At 65.3% G+C, this 16,140-nt stretch carries 15 protein-coding genes; 6 read left to right on the plus strand and 9 right to left on the minus strand.

Going from position 1 to position 16,140, the window contains the following annotated elements; all coding sequences use genetic code 11:
* Window positions 1-266: 266 nt before the first annotated feature.
* On the minus strand, window positions 267-734 hold the full coding sequence (locus tag ACYVAP_RS15510; RefSeq protein WP_498861397.1) for a hypothetical protein: 468 nt from the start codon (window positions 732-734) through the stop codon (window positions 267-269).
* 402 nt (window positions 735-1,136) lie between these two features.
* Between ACYVAP_RS15510 and ACYVAP_RS15515 the strand changes: the two genes are divergently transcribed.
* The 4 genes from ACYVAP_RS15515 (at window position 1,137) to ACYVAP_RS15530 (ending at window position 4,063) form a co-directional block, all read left to right on the plus strand.
* Window positions 1,137-1,460 carry an ArsR/SmtB family transcription factor gene (locus tag ACYVAP_RS15515; RefSeq protein ID WP_103384473.1) on the plus strand — a complete coding sequence of 108 codons (324 nt, stop codon included), beginning with the start codon at window positions 1,137-1,139 and terminating at the stop codon, window positions 1,458-1,460.
* Between the two features lie 113 nt (window positions 1,461-1,573).
* On the plus strand, window positions 1,574-2,893 hold the full coding sequence (locus ACYVAP_RS15520; protein ID WP_498861398.1) for an MFS transporter: 1,320 nt from the start codon (window positions 1,574-1,576) through the stop codon (window positions 2,891-2,893).
* A 226-nt stretch (window positions 2,894-3,119) separates the two neighbouring features.
* Window positions 3,120-3,434: a hypothetical protein gene (locus ACYVAP_RS15525; protein ID WP_498861399.1), complete on the plus strand. Its 315-nt coding sequence runs from the start codon at window positions 3,120-3,122 to the stop codon at window positions 3,432-3,434.
* A gap of 191 nt (window positions 3,435-3,625) precedes the next feature.
* Entirely contained in the window at window positions 3,626-4,063 is a 438-nt protein-coding gene (locus ACYVAP_RS15530; RefSeq protein WP_498861400.1) for a hypothetical protein, read from the plus strand.
* A 593-nt stretch (window positions 4,064-4,656) separates the two neighbouring features.
* Here ACYVAP_RS15530 and ACYVAP_RS15535 read toward each other — a convergent pair.
* Both ACYVAP_RS15535 and ACYVAP_RS15540 read right to left on the minus strand, forming a co-directional pair.
* Window positions 4,657-5,214 (minus strand): hypothetical protein, encoded by a 558-nt coding sequence (locus ACYVAP_RS15535; RefSeq protein WP_498861401.1) that lies wholly within the window; start codon window positions 5,212-5,214, stop codon window positions 4,657-4,659.
* Between the two features lie 35 nt (window positions 5,215-5,249).
* The gene (locus tag ACYVAP_RS15540; RefSeq protein WP_498861402.1) at window positions 5,250-11,846 is read right to left on the minus strand and encodes a DNRLRE domain-containing protein; all 6,597 of its coding nucleotides are present in this window, start codon (window positions 11,844-11,846) and stop codon (window positions 5,250-5,252) included.
* Window positions 11,847-12,563: 717 nt separating this feature from the next.
* Between ACYVAP_RS15540 and ACYVAP_RS15545 the strand changes: the two genes are divergently transcribed.
* Together ACYVAP_RS15545 and ACYVAP_RS15550 are read left to right on the plus strand one after the other, a co-directional pair.
* On the plus strand, window positions 12,564-12,869 hold the full coding sequence (locus ACYVAP_RS15545; RefSeq protein WP_498861403.1) for an ArsR/SmtB family transcription factor: 306 nt from the start codon (window positions 12,564-12,566) through the stop codon (window positions 12,867-12,869).
* On the plus strand, window positions 12,869-13,090 hold the full coding sequence (locus ACYVAP_RS15550) for a hypothetical protein (protein ID WP_498861404.1): 222 nt from the start codon (window positions 12,869-12,871) through the stop codon (window positions 13,088-13,090). Before ACYVAP_RS15545 ends, ACYVAP_RS15550 begins: the two co-directional genes overlap by 1 nt.
* 257 nt (window positions 13,091-13,347) lie before the next feature.
* Here the strand turns inward: ACYVAP_RS15550 and ACYVAP_RS15555 are convergent, their stop codons facing one another.
* The 6 genes from ACYVAP_RS15555 to ACYVAP_RS15580 all read right to left on the minus strand — a co-directional run.
* On the minus strand, window positions 13,348-14,073 hold the full coding sequence (locus ACYVAP_RS15555) for a hypothetical protein (protein ID WP_498861405.1): 726 nt from the start codon (window positions 14,071-14,073) through the stop codon (window positions 13,348-13,350).
* 24 nt (window positions 14,074-14,097) lie between these two features.
* Window positions 14,098-14,292 (minus strand): hypothetical protein, encoded by a 195-nt coding sequence (locus ACYVAP_RS15560; RefSeq protein ID WP_498861406.1) that lies wholly within the window; start codon window positions 14,290-14,292, stop codon window positions 14,098-14,100.
* Window positions 14,293-14,305: 13 nt separating this feature from the next.
* Complete coding sequence (locus tag ACYVAP_RS15565) at window positions 14,306-14,659, minus strand: hypothetical protein (protein ID WP_498861407.1); 354 nt, start codon at window positions 14,657-14,659, stop codon at window positions 14,306-14,308.
* 379 nt (window positions 14,660-15,038) lie between these two features.
* A complete protein-coding gene (locus ACYVAP_RS15570; protein WP_498861408.1) occupies window positions 15,039-15,293 on the minus strand; it encodes a hypothetical protein in 255 nt (84 codons plus the stop codon).
* Between the two features lie 58 nt (window positions 15,294-15,351).
* Window positions 15,352-15,639, minus strand: coding sequence for a hypothetical protein (locus tag ACYVAP_RS15575; protein ID WP_498861409.1), 288 nt, complete (start codon window positions 15,637-15,639; stop codon window positions 15,352-15,354).
* Window positions 15,640-15,671: 32 nt separating this feature from the next.
* Window positions 15,672-16,140 (minus strand): hypothetical protein (locus tag ACYVAP_RS15580; protein ID WP_498861410.1); only part of this gene is annotated, 469 nt, incomplete at its 5' end.

Consider the following 16,140-nt stretch of genomic DNA (forward strand, 5'->3'; position numbering starts at 1 on the left):
ATTCAGGACAGTCGTCAAACGCAGGCCTCGCACGGCTCACGCGGTCGTTTCATGACTCGCCGACTTCGTGCGTCGACAGTCCGGCAGAGCGGCTGGTGTGGACGAGGAACGCTTTCGGCGCCGGGCCGACACGGGAGCTGCGGTGTGCCCGTCGACGACCTAGCGCACTGCGCCAACCGCTCCAGGCCAGTCGCCCGCAATAAATAATCGCTGCTTGCTATTGCCCGGGCGTCGCAAACGCTCAACCTTCTTGAGGGTCGTAGCGACTAGCCCTTCTCGACCGCGAAAAGAAAGAACGCCATAACGATAGCCAGCGGCGGCAATAGTACGATGTACTTGATAACCGCCAGAGCGACCAAGCGCACGCGTGCCGCAGTGGATTTATCCGGCCACTTCTCCGCCGTATCCATCAGCATATAAGCTGCCAAGCTCACTATGGCCGGCATGAAAAGAAGTCCCCAGTCAAGCCAATCGTTACCTGCCGTATTCTCCATGAATATCTTCTGAAGCCCAGTGGTAAGCCAGCCTTCGCTAAGCACCTGCGATGCAGCAACGAGCAGCACACCCCCCACCAGCATGCCGAGCCGCAGATTGCGCAGCCCCTGGCCAACACTTAGCTCTCTTAGCCAAACAAGCTTGTGGAACCAAGACTCACCCTCTGGGGCTGCAACGAATCCCAGGACGATCGATGCCACGACTGACAGCGCGCCAATCACCAGCAGCGCATCGCCCATACCCCCTCCTCCCTATTTGCAGCGCCAACCCGCGCTACGCCCTCGAGCTCGAAGATCCACGAGGCCGTGCAGCTGCGCTAGGTGATCTGTACGGCGAAGAATACGGGCACCCCTGGCAACACTGCGCGTGCCGACTCCCCCGCAACTGTCCATCGTAGCGCCCTGGCACGCTCCTGCCGTGTCAGCCTCGGCGATGTCCGGCTGGCCCACACTGGGGCACCCCAGCAGGACAGTTACCCGCTAATCATTTACGGTTGCCAAAAGGGTCGGATTCGGCACTTCTGCGACACATCTGTCGCGCGGGGTATACCCCACCGTTACGGGCCGCTGAGGCCAACCAGGCTTCCGACGGCCCCAAGGGTCGGAGGTACGATGGGGGGCGAACCAAAGACAGGAGGCGTCATGCCGGACGAGTGCACCCAGCCCACGGCCCAGGAGATGCGCCTAGCCGATGTGCTCGCGGCTCTCGCAGACGATCATCGTCGCCATGTGGTGCGCGAGCTCGTGCGCAGCGAGGATGGGACAGAGCGAACGTGCACGAGCTTTGGCCTGCCGGTCTCAAAATCCACACGCTCTCATCACTTCAAAGTGCTGCGCGAAGCGGGCCTCGTTCACCAGGTGGACCGCGGAAACATGAGCGGAGTGACACTGCGCCGCGACGACGTCGAACGCCGCTTCCCAGGCCTGCTCGCCTTAGTGGAAATCGAGGACGGATCGGCGGGTTGAGTCTGGCGCGACCGCTCACAGATGAGAGGTAACCCAATCACAAGGTTCGATTGACATCGCACCTGCCTGCATGCTCCCATAGGTTCGTCATGTATCGAACCTATGGGACTGCTATGAACAACACCGCTCGTCAACCCCGCCTTCTCGCCCTTCCCGTCATCCTGCTCGCGCAACTGGTGATCCCCCTATCCATCGCAGGAACAGCGGTAGCCCTGCCAGCGGTGAGCGACGACCTCGGAGCCGTACCTTGGCAGCTGCAGGGCGTGGTCAACGGATTCAACCTGGCCTTCGCGGTGATGACCCTATCTTGGGGTTCCCTCGCTGACCGCGTGGGCCACGACCGCACCTTTCGCGCAGGGGTGGCCATCGTCCTTGTCGGGGCGCTTGGCAGCGCTCTTGCCCCGAGCCTGCTGCTGCTCGATGCCGCTCGCATCGTAGCCGGGACTGGTGCCGCCGCTGTGCTCACCGGCGCATCCGCGACTATCTCCGGCGGATGGAAAGGAACGGCGCGCACGCGAGCGTTCGCATTTTTTGGGACGGCGAACGGAATCGGTCTCGCTTTGGGCCCCAGCGTGTCCGGGTCACTCGTTGACTTGGTGGGGTGGCGCGGGGTGTTCGGAGTGCAGGCGCTCATGCTTGCGCTCGCACTGATCGGCTCAGGCAACGTGCCCCGAGTGCGGGCAGAGCGGCCGGGAGGACGGGCACCTCTGCTGGATCTCCGTCTACTGCGTCACCGGGGATTCACCGCAATGCTCCTCGTGCCGGTAGCGGGAGCGGTCGGTTTTGTCACGCTACTGACCTACCTCCCCAACGCCCTCGGGGCGGTCCGGGGGATGTCGGCGGCGGCGTCAGGAGCATTCATGTTGCTCGCGACTGCACCGGTCATGGTGTCCCCGTTAGCAGTGGGCGCTCTCATGTCTCGGACGCGACTGAGTAGCACTGCCGTGCTCGTGACGTCTTTTCTAACTCTGATCATGGGGGCCCTGGGGCTACTCTTTCTCAGCCCAGGCGGATCGATCGTCCTGATCCTCGCGCCGATGCTACTGCTCGGCCTCGGGTTCGGGCTACCTCTAGGGCTCGTGGACGCCGAAGCGCTCGGCCAGGTTCCCGAGGAGTCAAGCGGAAGCGCGGCGGGCCTGCTGAACTTCGTACGCATCGGGTCAGAGGCGGTGGCTGTGGCTGCCTACTCAGCGACCCTTGCCGCCCTCGTCACGTCTAGCCTGGCCGACGACCCTGAGCTCGCGGCGCGAGTAGCCGCTGGCCACCCCGGTGCTCCCGCCGCCTACGCTGAAGCTCTCCATGCAGCGCTACTCATGATCGCCGGGATCGTCCTCGTCACGGGGATCGCCTGGGTGGGCCTGCGGAGCAGCGCACGCCATCTCGAGAGCGCAAGCGTGCCGCGCAAGAAAAGTAGACTGGCTGCACGAAACTAGCCACCTCAATGCGACAGATCTGTCGTTTTGAGGACCACCCTGTAGGACAGTTACGCGACCGTAGCTTTCCTCGTCACGCAGGGTCCAAACCAGCACTTTCGTGACACATCTGCGCACTGGGGTATACCCGATTGCGACGGTCTGGCGCCGCAGTCAGCCGGAGCGGATAACCTCGAAGCTTCGGTGCTCTCTGTCAGAATGAGGCATGCCGTGGAGCCCGTTCCCGATGCCTGAGCCCGAAGACGTGCCTCATCCTCGCTTTGCGCCGTTCCGGCGCAGGGTCGCCCGCTTCGCTGATGCCCAGGGAAGGGTCGGGCTGCTCTATATCGACTCGACAACCCTAAGGACGCAGATAGCCGGGCACTTGTGGTGGCGCAGCTGGTCTGACCCCCGCGAAGCCGCCCTCCTCTTCGTCGAGTATCCGGACGGACGTTTCGAGGACCATCTGCTCGACGGGGAGGTGCTCGACAGGGAGATCGACGAGTGGGAGCACGGCGGGTTCCACGATGGGCGAGGCGAGGTCGCGTACGCGCTGACCTGACTGGATCATGACAAGTCCGAGCGCGCCTGGGAAGCGTTCGAGGGCTAGTGGAGCGGCCGGCAACCAATCGCTCGGACAGGGTCTGGTGTGGCGTGATCCGGGAGCAAACGTGCCCGAGTCGCAGCCAAGTGTCGTCATTCCCTCTCATCGAGAGGCCGCCAGAAGGGACTCCTGACTGTCACACTGAGGGCGTGCCCGTCGACATCAGAGCAGTGCTCCACCGCGTCGTGGAGGAGGTCTTCGACCACTACGCATTCCGCAAGGAAGAGGACGACCACGAAGCCCCTTACGCATACCGCATGCTGTTGAGCAGCCTCAAGACTCACAACGGTCGAGAGCGCCATGCCTCCCTAGTGGCAAGTTACGAATGGTTCGAGGTTCACGTCATCGACCTGGACGTAGGCACCATCCGCTTCGACTATGACGGCAATGAGGCGGACAAAGAAGCGGAATTGCGAGACCTCGCCCATTTAGCACGCGCCTACCTGCAGGGCGAGGGAGAAGTGACGTATCGACCCAGCCTCATCCGTCGACGGCCCCTGCCGACACTGACGGTTGAGACCAATGGGATTCGTTGGCGCCTCGGCCGGAGCACGAGCTCGGGAGAGAAACTAGAAGACTCCCCGTAGACAGTTTGCAAGCAAAACCCTGGAACTGGGCCAGAGCCACATCGAGAAGCCCGCGGCCCGTAGACGCCTGGAGTGCTACCGGAACCGTTGCTGGAGCTCGGAGACATGGCACTGCTCGGCCGAATGTTCCTCGATGCGCACCTCCAGGGGGTCTGGATGACGCGACGAGCTAGCGTCGTCGTCCCTCTCGGGGATAGCTCCGCAACCCACTCGCGGTCGAGGCCGGCGATATTCCAGGGGCACCTCCTCTTGGGGACGTGGACGTGAGCTGCCAGCACGGCGGCCCGTCCGACTCGCCCGCGGCCATTAGCACGAAGCAACGAGTCAAGGCATGTGCCGAACTAGGGCACCCCAGCATGACATTTACCGGTCCGTTATTTACGGTTCTCAATAGGGCCCAAATCGACACTTTTACGACACATCCGTCGCACTGCGTATACCCCAGAATGACAGCGCGGAGCAAGTCATCGACACGACCTCCTCGCACCAGATAACGCCGATCACTACTCACCGAACGAGTAGCGATGAACTGAGCGTGATGTGGGGTAGGCCGGCCACGACCGCTGGGCAATCACGACCCATTCCCGGCCCCGTCAGCGCATAAGCGACTCGGGAGCGATGTCCACTATCTCGGCCTCCAGATCTGCAGCATCAAACTTCCAGCCACGCATCACCATGTATTCCAGCGCATCCTCTACATAGTCGTCTCCAAGATCAAAAAACACAGCCGCCTGGAGTGCAGATAGGGCCGCAAACTTGCTTGGTCGCCCTCGACTTGGATCGTCGGCAATTTCCCCATACAGCAGAGCCTCCCAGAGGTGCCGAAAAGTATTGTAGCGAGCTATAAGCGGGATTGCCGCAGTTTTGAAGTCTTCATCAATGCGCACTCCAACTTCGTCAGCGCGAGCGTCATATAGGGAATCCTCTCCCATCAAGCCTGTGAGTAGAAACCAGATTTGAGGCTCGAAGCGCTTTCTACCAGGAGCTGCGGCATCGATAGCAACCTGAATCCCATCCCTCTCCGAGTTGGCGCCCTCAAGCTTCACGCGCCACACGATCTGCTCTTTATCGAGTCGCCAAGATTGCTTACCTGACCTGCGGAATCCGGCGTCTTTGAGAGTCTTCGATATCGCACTGTGGGGAATCTTCATCGGTAAGTGATCCTAACTGCATGTCACCACAAATATTACCATCGGGAGACTTTATGGAAAGTAAGTCGTCCACTCTTGGAGTAGCGATAGACCCAAAGCTCGCCTTGACCCTTACCTGCCGCTTTCTCGTACTTTGAGAGCTGTCGCCGACCCTTCCTGATGGCTCGCTTGTTGTCCGGCTTGAGCTCAATTGGTCGACCATCCCTCGTCCAGCCGTCCGGGGCGCACCTGCGACCATTGCATCGAATCGTCTTCACATAAGCGGGCCTGCGCCCAGTTTTTTCCAAGTAGGAGTTAAAATCATGATGCGCCCTCTGCCCTGTCCGAAGATTGCTCTTATACCCGGATCGACCCTGCTGAGTGGTCCCCCCGGATCGGGTCCCCGATTTCCCCTTGCCCTTCGGGGCCCGGCCTCCGAGCGTGCCGCCTCCCTCTGGCTTCGGACACATCGATTTGATGCAGCGTCCGTCTAGATCGAACGAGCCAACAGGGTCGGTCGGATAGTTGTACGCGGTGGCGTTGCCGCCGATGATCGGGTCAAGGCTGGTAAACGCGCCGGTCACCTGATTGTAGAACCGGACGCCCATCAGCGTCAGGCCCGCGGTCTCGGTGGTGGTGGAGCGTTCTTTGGTTCCGAGCCAGCCGTAGCCGGCGCTGGTGCCGACAGCTGCGGTTTGGGCGGGGTCGATGGGGGTGCCGTATTCGGTGTAGCTGGACCAGCCGGCGATCGTCGTCGCTGCCGTGGTGGCGGGGGTGCCGTCCGGGATGGGGATGGTGGTGACGGTGTCGCCGTGGATGTTGGGCAGCATCAGCGACGTGCCACCGTCGGTCGCGATCGACGCGCCGAGGTCCCCGCTGATCGAGCTCGTGTACCGCAGGGTCTCGCTGGTCCCGTCCGGACGGGCCGTCTCGATCCAGGAAGGGTTGTCCGAGCTGTCCGTGTAGTGGCGGGTGGTGGTCGTGGTCTTCGACGCGGTCACGGAGGACTGCACGAGCCGCCGCTGCGCGACGTCCAGGGTGAACGACGTGACCGTCCCTCCCTGCGTGACCTTCGCCGGGAGGTCACTGTCGAAGTACTTAAGCGTGATGTCCCCGCCGGCCGTGTTCGGGGCGTGCGCGGCCGGGACCGTGGTCTGCCGGCCCAGCAAGTCGTAGACGTAACCGCCGGTGAGACGGTCCGCCGTGTCGTAGGTGAGGGACTGGTCGACGCCGGTGGTCGCGGCTCCTGTCGTGGTGCCGTCCGCGTGGATCGTCTCCTTGAGCGTCTTGCGGGCGCCGTTGGTGGTGAACGTGTAGTCCCGCACCGTGTAGGGGCTCACCTCACTGCCGCCGACGGGTAGGCCGGTGAGGTCCTCGACCTTGGTGAGGTTCCCTCCCTTGTCGTAGGTGTAGCGGTGGTCGAAGTCCAGCGGGTCCTCCACCGCGCTCTCTGCATCGGCCTCGACGCTGGCGGCTGCCGCGATCTGCGAGGCGAAGGTCGCGGAGTCGGTGCGGACGCGGCCGAGGATGTCGTTGGTCTGGGACCAGGCGAGCCACGCCCCCGTGCTCACCTCGCCGGAATCGGGATCGGTGAGCTGCCCCGCGTAGGTCAGCCCTACCTCCTCGCCTGCCTCGTCGACGAGGTGGGTGGCGGTGATGGCGCCGGGGAGTTTCTCCGTGGTCATCGCGCCGTCGGCGTCGTAGGCCGCTGTATAGGTGAGGGCGTCGCTGCCGGTGCGGGTGATGGTCTGAGTAGTGACCAGGCTGCGCCGCTCGGCCTTGCCGTTCGCGTCGTTGCCGTCATAGGTGAAGGTGGTGGTGCCCTTGGGGTCGGTCACCTTGACCACGCGCGCTGCGGTGTCGTAGGCGGTGGTGGTCTTGTCGCCGAGCTGGTTGGTGTAGCTGGTCTCCTTGCCCCACAGGTCGTACGTGTAGGACTCCTTGACCGTCCCGATGCCGGTGTTCATCGCATTGGAGACACCGACCGCGTCGACCAGGCCCGTGGTCTGGTTGTACTGGGTGAAGATCGCGTCCTGCGCGATCGAGCCGGTGACCCCGCTGGTGGAGGTCTTCGTCCAGATCGCCCGCCCTGCCGCGTCGTAGGTGACGTGACTGGTGCGCGACGCGGAGCTGGACGTCTCGACCGTGGTGGTCGGGGCGAGCCAGAAGTCGTAGCCGGTGACCTTCGTCGAGGGCAGGGTCGGGCCGCTGCTCGGCGCCGCGGCCGGGAAGGTCCGGCAGATCTCGCCGGCCCAGGCCTTCGCCTGGTCACTCGCCCCGCACGAGGCGTCCTCGCTGTTGGCGGCGGCGGTGTAGTAGATCGCCTTCGTCGTCCCCGCGTCCGTCCCGTTCGAGGCGGGCATGCGGGACTCGATTAGCTTCCCGCGGGCGTCGAAGCGCTGCTTCGTAGTCCGCCCGAGACTGTCCTTCACCGTGGTCGGCACGCCGAGGACCCATCCGGAGGTCGGGTCATCCACGCCCTTCCCGTCGATCGGGGTGTAGGTGTTGGTGGTCGTGGAGACCTGCTCGAGGGCGGTGATGTTCCCCGGGGTGCTGTCCGTGGTGACCGCGTCGACCGTGACGGTGGTCGGCAGGGCGTAGGCCTGACCGGTCGCCGGATTCACGCCCTCATGAGGGGCGTCGCCGTCGTAGACGGTCGCGGTGTGGGGGCGCAGTCGCGCCGTGGTGCTCCCATCGGCCAGGAGCACGTCCCGCGCCGGCCCGAACTCGTCAGTGACCACCGACCCCGCCGACAGCACCACATCGCCGGCACTGTTCTTCTGGTCGGTGTTGTAGAAGGTCTGCGTGGACAGGGCATCCACCCCCGGACCATCCAGGTCCGGGGTCGCGATCGCCGTAGCGACCGCCCCCGCATCGAGCTCGCGGATCACGTTGCCCTGCTCGTCGTAGCGGGCGGCGGTGATCTGCCAGTCCCCCGCCCCGTAGGAGGCGGAGTTGATGGTGTACGCCTCGGCGTTGATGTACTGCAGATCCGCGTACTGCAGATCCGCCGCCGACAGGGACTTCCCCACCAGTGCGGTGACCGGGTGGTCCGAGGAGAACACCGCGTACCCGTTCACGGGCTTCTGTCCCGCGTACTCCGCAGAATCCTTCTCATCCTTCACCCAGGCGCTGATCCCCGTCTCGGAGAGGTTCGGCAGGCCCGTCCCGGAGACCGGGACGTCATAGACGATCGAGGCGATCTGCACCGCCGCACCGCCGCTGGTCTGCGCGCCGCGCTGGACGTTCTTGACGACCTGCGTGGGGATCGAGGTGTCAGGGTTCGCGGCATAGGTCACCGTGTAGCCGGCCAGACCCGAGGGCGTGATGGTCTTGATCCGCGTCGTGGAGCCGTCCCACGTGTACGTGGTGGAGAGGTTCGAGCGGACGTCCGTCACCTTCGACAGGCGCGTGAGCGCGTCGTAGGTGTAGGTGGTCACCGGCTTCGACTCGACCTGCTTCGTCGCCGGGTTGTACATCACCGCCGCGACGCTCGACAGGCGCTGCGCCTGCTTCCCGTTCGGATCGGTGACGGTGGTGTAGGTCAGGTCGATCGCCCGGCACCCCGGAGAGAGCGTCCCACTGGTCGGGCACGCCGTGCCGGTGAGCCCGTCGGGCAGCGGCGCGACGATCCGCGTCACCGCGCCCGTCGTCGCGTCGTGACCGAAGGTCGTCGCACCGGCCTGGCCCGGCTCGGTGATCGACGCCGGGTGCCAGAGGAGGTTCTTGCTCGCCCCACCCGTCACCGGGGTGAACGTCGTGATCGTGCCGTCGTCGTCGGTCACCAGCAGCTTCGGCGCCGCCGCGGTGCCGGTGATCTGCGCGGTGACCCCGGAAAGTTCGGTGTCCTCCGTGCCGGGCAGCAGGGCACCGGTCACGGTGCCGACCTTCCCGGTGGGGTTCACGAACACCAGCGGCTCACCCTCGTCATCGACCAGGGCGATCGTCCCGTCGCTCATCCGCTGATCGACCACGTGCATCCCGGCGAGACCGGTCGCGTCATCACCCTCGAGGTTCGCAGTGAACCCAGGGCCGAACACCCCCGTCACCCCATCTACGGGCCAGTCCTTCACATCCCCGGTGCCGGTGTAGGAGAGGTGGGAGCGGTCGATGGAGATGTTCGAGCCGTAGCCCGGCACGGACACATCCGTCGCCGTCGTCTGGAACTCACCCGTGTACAGGGCGACCTGCCCGGCCTCCACGTCCGTGGTGGGGTAGCCGCCACCGAAGGCGTGGGGGACGCGGACCAGGACGCTCTCGTCGGTGTCGCCGGTGCAGGAAGCCTTGGACACGCCGGAGTAGGTGAAGCACACCTGGAACTGCATCCGCACCGGTCCGCGGGAGGTGTTGTTCGCGGCGGCCAGGGCGGTCGCGGCATCGAAGGTGGAGGACAGGGTCACTTCCTGGCCCACCGTGGTCGTCACGTTCGTCGCGGCACCGGCGTTGGTCCAGGCCCCCTCGGTGCCGGCGATCCGCCACTGCATCTGCGCGGACACGGTGGTCTCGTTCGCCGTGGCCGGCGGTGCCTTCGCCAGCACCTTGAACGAGCCGTTGGACGCGGCCAGCGGCCCCGGCGACAGCAGGGAGGGCCCGCCCCAGCCGGTCGCGAACACCGCCGCGTCACTGGTCAGCCGGGACGCGGTGATCACTCGGGCACGGATCTGATGCCCGCCCTCGGACTTGGGGAGCTTCACGCTCACCGACGAGCCGGCGGTCACGGCGACCGTGGTCGCGGTCGTCTGCCCGTCGATGCGGTAGTCCAGCTGGATCGCCTGGTTGTTGCCCGTCGTCGTCGGCGCCGTGATCGTGCAGGGCACATCGGCGCCGGGCTTCGTCTGCACCCACCCGCCGTTCTTGTAGGTGGACCCACAGGAGATCGATGGCTTCGCCGGCGTGGCCTGCGCGGTCTTGACCGCCTTCCATCCCGACCACAACCCGGCGACACCGATCTCATCGGTCGCCTTCGCCCGCAGGTACAGCGTCGTGTTGTCGGGGAAGTCGAAGCCCGGCGCGCACGAGAGCGTCTGCCCGGAAGTTCCCTTCGCCGTGGTGCAGCGGCCCAGGAGAGTGCTCGCATTACCGGCGGTGGAGGTGTGGACCTGGATCTCCGCGGAGACCGTGTTGCCATCGGGATCCGTCGCGGTCGTCGAGAGGGCCGGCCGCTTCTGACCGGAGTAGGAGGCGTCCTGGTAGGTACCAGTATTGGCGACGACCGGGACGGTGGCCTGGTTGGGCTTGCGGTCGTACGTGAAGGTGATCGACGGGGGCGTCGTCGACTCCATCGACCCGAACCGCTTCCACCCCACCGTGCTCGTCTCCGTGCCGGCCTTCAGTCCCAGCGACACCGAAGCCGCGCTGCTCGTGGACCAGGACTTCGCGAGGTTCGTGATCGGGATGTTCACCCAGCCTGCCGCGCAGGAGCTGTTCGCGCCCTTCGCGACGTTCACCGAACCCTGCTTCGCGGCCATCGCCGGCTGGTTCGTCCAGCGCACCGAGGAATCCACCGCCGACCCCACCGACCAGACCTCCAGCGCGGACGCCGTGCACGAATACGACCACGTCTCATACAGGTTCAGCGTGGCGGACTGGATCTGCAGTCCCTTGAACGAGGAGTTCGCGAAGGTGAGGAACGAGCGGGCCTTGTTCGTCCCGTCGTAGGTGCCGACCTTCAACTCCTGCTCACTAGAACGGTCCGAGGAGTAGTTGGTCTGCACGAACGCGTCGAACGTCGGCTTCGCCGTCGCCTTCGCATACACCGGGTCCACCGTCACCGGGAACACCCGGGACTCATCGAGCAGCCACGCCCGATCCACGCCCAGACGCAGCGTGACCAGACCGTTCTTCCGCTCGAGCACCTCGACACTCACCGCGGTCCGCGCGAGATGCTCCCGCGAGGCCTTGTCCACGCTCGCATCCCACGCCAGCGGTACCTCGAACGACGAGACGACCTTGTCGTCCTGATCGACGAACTCGACCCGCTCACCCTTCACCTCACGGACCGACAGCGAGTCATCCACCTGCAGCGGCACGTCCCACGTCACCGGGCCGCTCTCCACGGCGGAAGCATCGCCACCGCTATCGCTTGCAGCGGACTCGCCACCGCCGTCGCTCGCCACGACCGACTCACCCGAGTAGTCCAGCAGCGCCTCGCGGTCAGCGATCACGAAGGACTGCTCGAAACCGTCACGCGTGGCGTGCACGACCAGATCGATCCCCGGCCATGCCCCCTGATAGGTCGCCGCCGAGCCCTTCACCACCGGATCGGCGAGCGAGTCCTCCCACGCGACCGCGACCGACGTCCCCTCGGCCGCATCGACCGACGCGACCTCCGCGGGCTTCTTCTCCGTCCCCTCGACCTCACCCGCGAGCACCACCCCATCGGGCACGGCCTTCGGGGAGATCGACCCGTCCTCCTGCTCGACCAGGGTCGTGTCGTACTCGCGCCACGCCCCCTCATCGTCCTGGAACCGGACCGGCGCGGCATACTGCGTCGTCGTCACCGTCCCGTCGGGGTTCGCCCACGTCGTCGAGGACTCCCCACGCTCGGACGTGACCTCGACCCGCTCACCGGTCGCGCGCGACTGCACCACCGCCGACGGGAAGTCCAGCTCCTCCGGCGACACCGGCGCGGACACCTGCGGCGCCGACTCCACCGGCGGATCCTCCGCCCGCGCCGATCCCATCGGCAACCCCGAGGCGACCAGCCCCGCGATGCTCAGCGACGCCACCGACAACAACGCACGGCGATACCACCGGCTCGACACACGACCACCCAACGCAGGCTCCTACCCACTCGCAGCACCCCGCTGCTCCACCCCTCCGAAGCCGAAGATTGAGGTCATCATCCAGCCTCCACCCAGCCCACACCCAGACATTCACGTCACGACTCCATAACGGACCAAACGCCCGAGGGACACCACCCGGACGAACGGCCAGGACAGTCAGGACAGGCGCCGCGCCGATCACCACCACGACGCACCCCAACGCGACACGGGGACTGCTGACGAGCTGGAGACACCTCAACCAGACACATCTGCCAGGTTGAGCACCACCCTGCGTGACACCTACGGCGCCGTAGGATCCCCTGTCACACAGGGTCCAAAACGGCCGTTACGCGACAGATCTGCCCCGTGGGGTATACCCCAGAAAGACAGCCAGATTCTCCAGCGTGCAACGGTGCGCGCGGTGCTCGCTTAGTGGCGACCGCCGTGTCCGCCCGCCCTCACCGGCGGCGCAGGCCGGTCCGCAACCCGACCGGCCACACCGAGTAGGCGGCCAGCCTCCCCACTAGACTCGACAGATGCTTGCGCACCGCTGCTTGTAAGTGCATACTTACATGTGTCGTAGTTCAATGACGCTCCGGAGGTGTGATGGATGCTGCACGGCTCGCACAGATTCTCAGTGCCCTTGGAAGTGAGCCCCGCCTACGGATCATTGCTTCCCTGCAGGCGGAGTCAACCCATGTCAGCGAACTGGCCCGCCGACTCGGGATGTCTCGACCACTGCTCTACCAGCACCTCAATCGCTTAGAAGCTGCCCGACTCATCGAGAGTGGGGTGGAGCAGCTCGGAGAAAGTCGAGTACGGAAGCACTACTGGGTTGCTCCGTTTCAGCTCGAAGTAGATCCAGCCCTCATTGCGAATCTTATTGATCAAGAACAGAAAAGGACTTCTTAATGACTCTTACCGCCGCCGTATTTCTTGTCATCCTTGCCGCCGCACTACCCCTCGTGATCTTCATCATTCTTACCGTCTGGGTGGTGCGCACCGTTACCAGTGCGCGACGCGAGACGGCGACGGCAATCGATGGTTCGAACCAGCTTATCGTGGAGCACCTACGCAATATCACCGAGAGGCTGGACCGGATTGAGGCTCAACTCAACGATGTCCCCGAGTGATAAGGCTCTTCCGAAAGCCGATGAACCGCCACCCCACTTCATGGCGCTGGACGGCTTGCGGACAATCACTATCGGCGGGACTGCTGCACGAGTCGATGACACCTCAACCAGACACATCTGCCAGATTGAGCACGACCCTGAGTGACAGCTACGGACCCGTAGGCCCAGCCGTGCCACAAGGTCCAAAACAGTCAATCTGACACACATCTGCTCACTCGGGTATACCCCAACGGGGCACCGGAAGCGGCGCCCGGTCCTCATGCCAAGGTGTCCCCGTCCCCGGCGAAGGTTTCTGGATTCCCCCCGGGGGCAGCGGGCGGCGTGCGTGTGGTAGCGCCGCCGCCCGCACCAGATTTAGTGCTCGTGGATGACTCGACACCAACTCCCTCACCCTTGAGCGAACGGCGAGGACTATCCCGCACCTCCAACACAGCCTCAGCCATCACGCGCCGGCCGTCATCCCAATGGATCGCGGCAATGAGAACTATGCCTAGAACGGTAACGACCGCGACGGTAAGTTTGCCCGATGCGAGGGTCGCGATGCCTCCGACCAGGGCGGTGACCATCGGGATACCTGTTAGAAGATCATGCTTCTTCCACGCATGCAGTGCTGCACGCTTCTCAGCGTCGCCCCTGACTCCCGGTAGGTCCAGACCCTTGAGATAGTGATCGGCCTTCTCCCATTGCTTTTTCTGCGCCTCAAGCGCCTGCGATTCCGCAGAATCAGACGTGTCGCCTCCTTCCTCGAGGCTCGAGGGGGAGGGCCTCGGATGCAGGACCTCGAGGGCCGAGGGGTCCACGAGGCGGTCGCGGAGCGGGCGGATGCGGGCACCCCGACGGAAGCGCCGCGGCTTCACCACGCCGAGTCGGTACACCGGAGACTCGGAAGCGGGCTTCTCGCCGATGACGATGCACATGAGGCCGTCATCGCCGAGCTCAGAGTGCAGCCGGACGATGGAGCCGATGGGGATCTGAGTGGACATGACGGCCTCTTCTCGGGGCGGGGGTCAGGAGAGCAGTGCGGTCCAGACAAGCACGGTACCGACTGCGACGGCGGCGGTGCCGGTGAGGACGAGGGTGCGGCGTACGGGACTGCGGCGCCAGGAGCGGGCCCCGTTCCGGGAGGCGTCGAGCCATGCGGCACCGTTGATGACCAGGGCGCCGGCTCCCGCCACGAGGAGGAGGAATCCGATGGTGGTCATGGCGGGCCGGGGCTCAGCGCTTGCCGAGGCGGCGGCGGACGGTCGCGCGGGCGAGGCGCGTCTCCTCCGAGATGCGGGTCTCGCTCATGCCGAGGGCTGCCATGCCGCGAACCCATCCGGTCAGCACGTGGTCGGCGTCGCGGGCATCAGCGGCGGCCGAGGCGAGCGATCCCTCCCGGCGGATGTGCTGCAGGATCGCGCCGAGGGCGGCGTCGTCGTCGGCCTGGTTCGCGGCAGTGTCCATGTCGTCGCGCGAAACGATGTGGGGCTGCTCGTAGTAGGCGTCGGCGGCGAGCGTGAACTGCGCGCGTTGGGACTCGGTGAGCTTGTCGAGTACTTGTCCGAGCCAGTCGGCATAGGCGGCCATGCGGGTCCTTTCGTCAACCTGTCTCGAACGATACAGCACGGTAGCAGACGAGACAATGGGGGCGGGGTGAGTCCTCGCTCGGGGGGCAGCTGGCGCGTCGGTCGGCGGGGGTAGGGTGCCGGTCCACGGCGGCGGGAGGAGGTGAGCGGAGCGATCACGGAGGCGCTGGTCATGGGCATGGGGCTGGTGACGGCGGTGCTGGGTCTGGCGGCGGCGGTGCTGCGTCTAGTCGAGACGCTGGCTGCGCGTCCGGGGCGCCCGTCCGGTCGACGGGCGGGCCGGCATCGGCGGGAGTGACAGGAAGGGCCAACCCTCGAGGGTCGGCCCTTCTTCTCGTGGCGCTCGGGGGTGGGGCTGGCTCGCAGCCGGCCCGCATTCGTTACTTGCCGCGGGCATCCATGTACGCGCGGAAGGCGCCCAGGAGGTCGCTCGCGGGCTTGTGCTCGGGTGCGTCCTCGAGCCCTCCACCCGGGGTCACGGGCCGGTAGTCGACCGAGGTGCCCTCAGTGAAGGTGACGCGGAGGACTCTCTGGCCCACACGGTGGTTCGTCGTCACGCCGACGGTGCTGATCGTGTCCGTGTTGACGAGCTGCTCGATCTGCATATCGGCGGTGGTCATTGCGATGAAGGCCATGGGCTCTTTCCCTTCATGGATGGCGGTGTCCGTCGAGGTGGCGATCACCGGCCGACGACTAGAGGACTGCGGCGGCGATCTGCGCGATCAGGACGAGCGGGACGCCAACGATGAGGAACAGGCGGATGATGCGCTTCTGTCCGGCGCGCGACCGGACGGGGTGTTCGCTGAGGATGACGATCGCGGACACGCAGAGACCAGCAACCAGGATCGCCGCCACGGCGTCGGCGACGTGCGCGCCGCTGGCGCAGTAGATCCCGTAGGCCAGGAAGGCGAGGGCCAGCAGGCCGATCAGCACTCGGATGATGCGGTGGTCGCGTGCGACGGGCGTGTCCGAACGAGTCATGATGGCATTGTCCCTTCCCTCTCCGACATCGCTCATCGCACCGACACGATCCGGTAGGTCGCGACCAGGCTGATGACAGCGACGAGGAAGACGGCCCCGAGGGCGAAGCCTGCGATGAGCTTCCTGAACGCTGCCTGCCCGTGCGACACCATCCATTCCTGGAAAGGCGATGCCTCGACGCCGGAGTTCCCGGCATCGCCGGCCAGCTGCTCGAGCAGGGGCAGGCCGAAGAAGTACAGGAGGATCGTGCCGATGAGCGCCAGCACGGCAGGCCCCAATCGTCGACACATCGAGAGGGCCATCTCCTTGCGGAGGTACGAGGTGAGCTCGGCATGGCGCACCCGGCCATTGGCGAGTGCGATGAAGATCAGGTTGAGGGCCTTGTACCGGGAGCGTCCGGGGATCGTGGTGCGTCCGGCGCGGATGTCTCGGGCGAGCATCCCGAGCTCGCCCCCGCAGAGGCCCGTGAGCGGGGAGTAGGCGAAGGAGAGGTGCTCGAGG

Source organism: Brachybacterium horti (genome assembly GCF_054777615.1).

Bases quoted from the DNA above. Each gene is read 5' to 3' on its own strand.
- ACYVAP_RS15510 (WP_498861397.1), bottom strand. From the start codon at position 734: ATGGGCGATGCGCTGCTGGTGATTGGCGCGCTGTCAGTCGTGGCATCG.
- ACYVAP_RS15515 (WP_103384473.1), top strand. From the start codon at position 1,137: ATGCCGGACGAGTGCACCCAGCCCACGGCCCAGGAGATGCGCCTAGCC.
- ACYVAP_RS15520 (WP_498861398.1), top strand. From the start codon at position 1,574: ATGAACAACACCGCTCGTCAACCCCGCCTTCTCGCCCTTCCCGTCATC.
- ACYVAP_RS15525 (WP_498861399.1), top strand. From the start codon at position 3,120: ATGCCTGAGCCCGAAGACGTGCCTCATCCTCGCTTTGCGCCGTTCCGG.
- ACYVAP_RS15535 (WP_498861401.1), bottom strand. From the start codon at position 5,214: ATGAAGATTCCCCACAGTGCGATATCGAAGACTCTCAAAGACGCCGGA.
- ACYVAP_RS15545 (WP_498861403.1), top strand. From the start codon at position 12,564: ATGGATGCTGCACGGCTCGCACAGATTCTCAGTGCCCTTGGAAGTGAG.
- ACYVAP_RS15550 (WP_498861404.1), top strand. From the start codon at position 12,869: ATGACTCTTACCGCCGCCGTATTTCTTGTCATCCTTGCCGCCGCACTA.
- ACYVAP_RS15555 (WP_498861405.1), bottom strand. From the start codon at position 14,073: ATGTCCACTCAGATCCCCATCGGCTCCATCGTCCGGCTGCACTCTGAG.
- ACYVAP_RS15560 (WP_498861406.1), bottom strand. From the start codon at position 14,292: ATGACCACCATCGGATTCCTCCTCCTCGTGGCGGGAGCCGGCGCCCTG.
- ACYVAP_RS15565 (WP_498861407.1), bottom strand. From the start codon at position 14,659: ATGGCCGCCTATGCCGACTGGCTCGGACAAGTACTCGACAAGCTCACC.
- ACYVAP_RS15570 (WP_498861408.1), bottom strand. From the start codon at position 15,293: ATGGCCTTCATCGCAATGACCACCGCCGATATGCAGATCGAGCAGCTC.
- ACYVAP_RS15575 (WP_498861409.1), bottom strand. From the start codon at position 15,639: ATGACTCGTTCGGACACGCCCGTCGCACGCGACCACCGCATCATCCGA.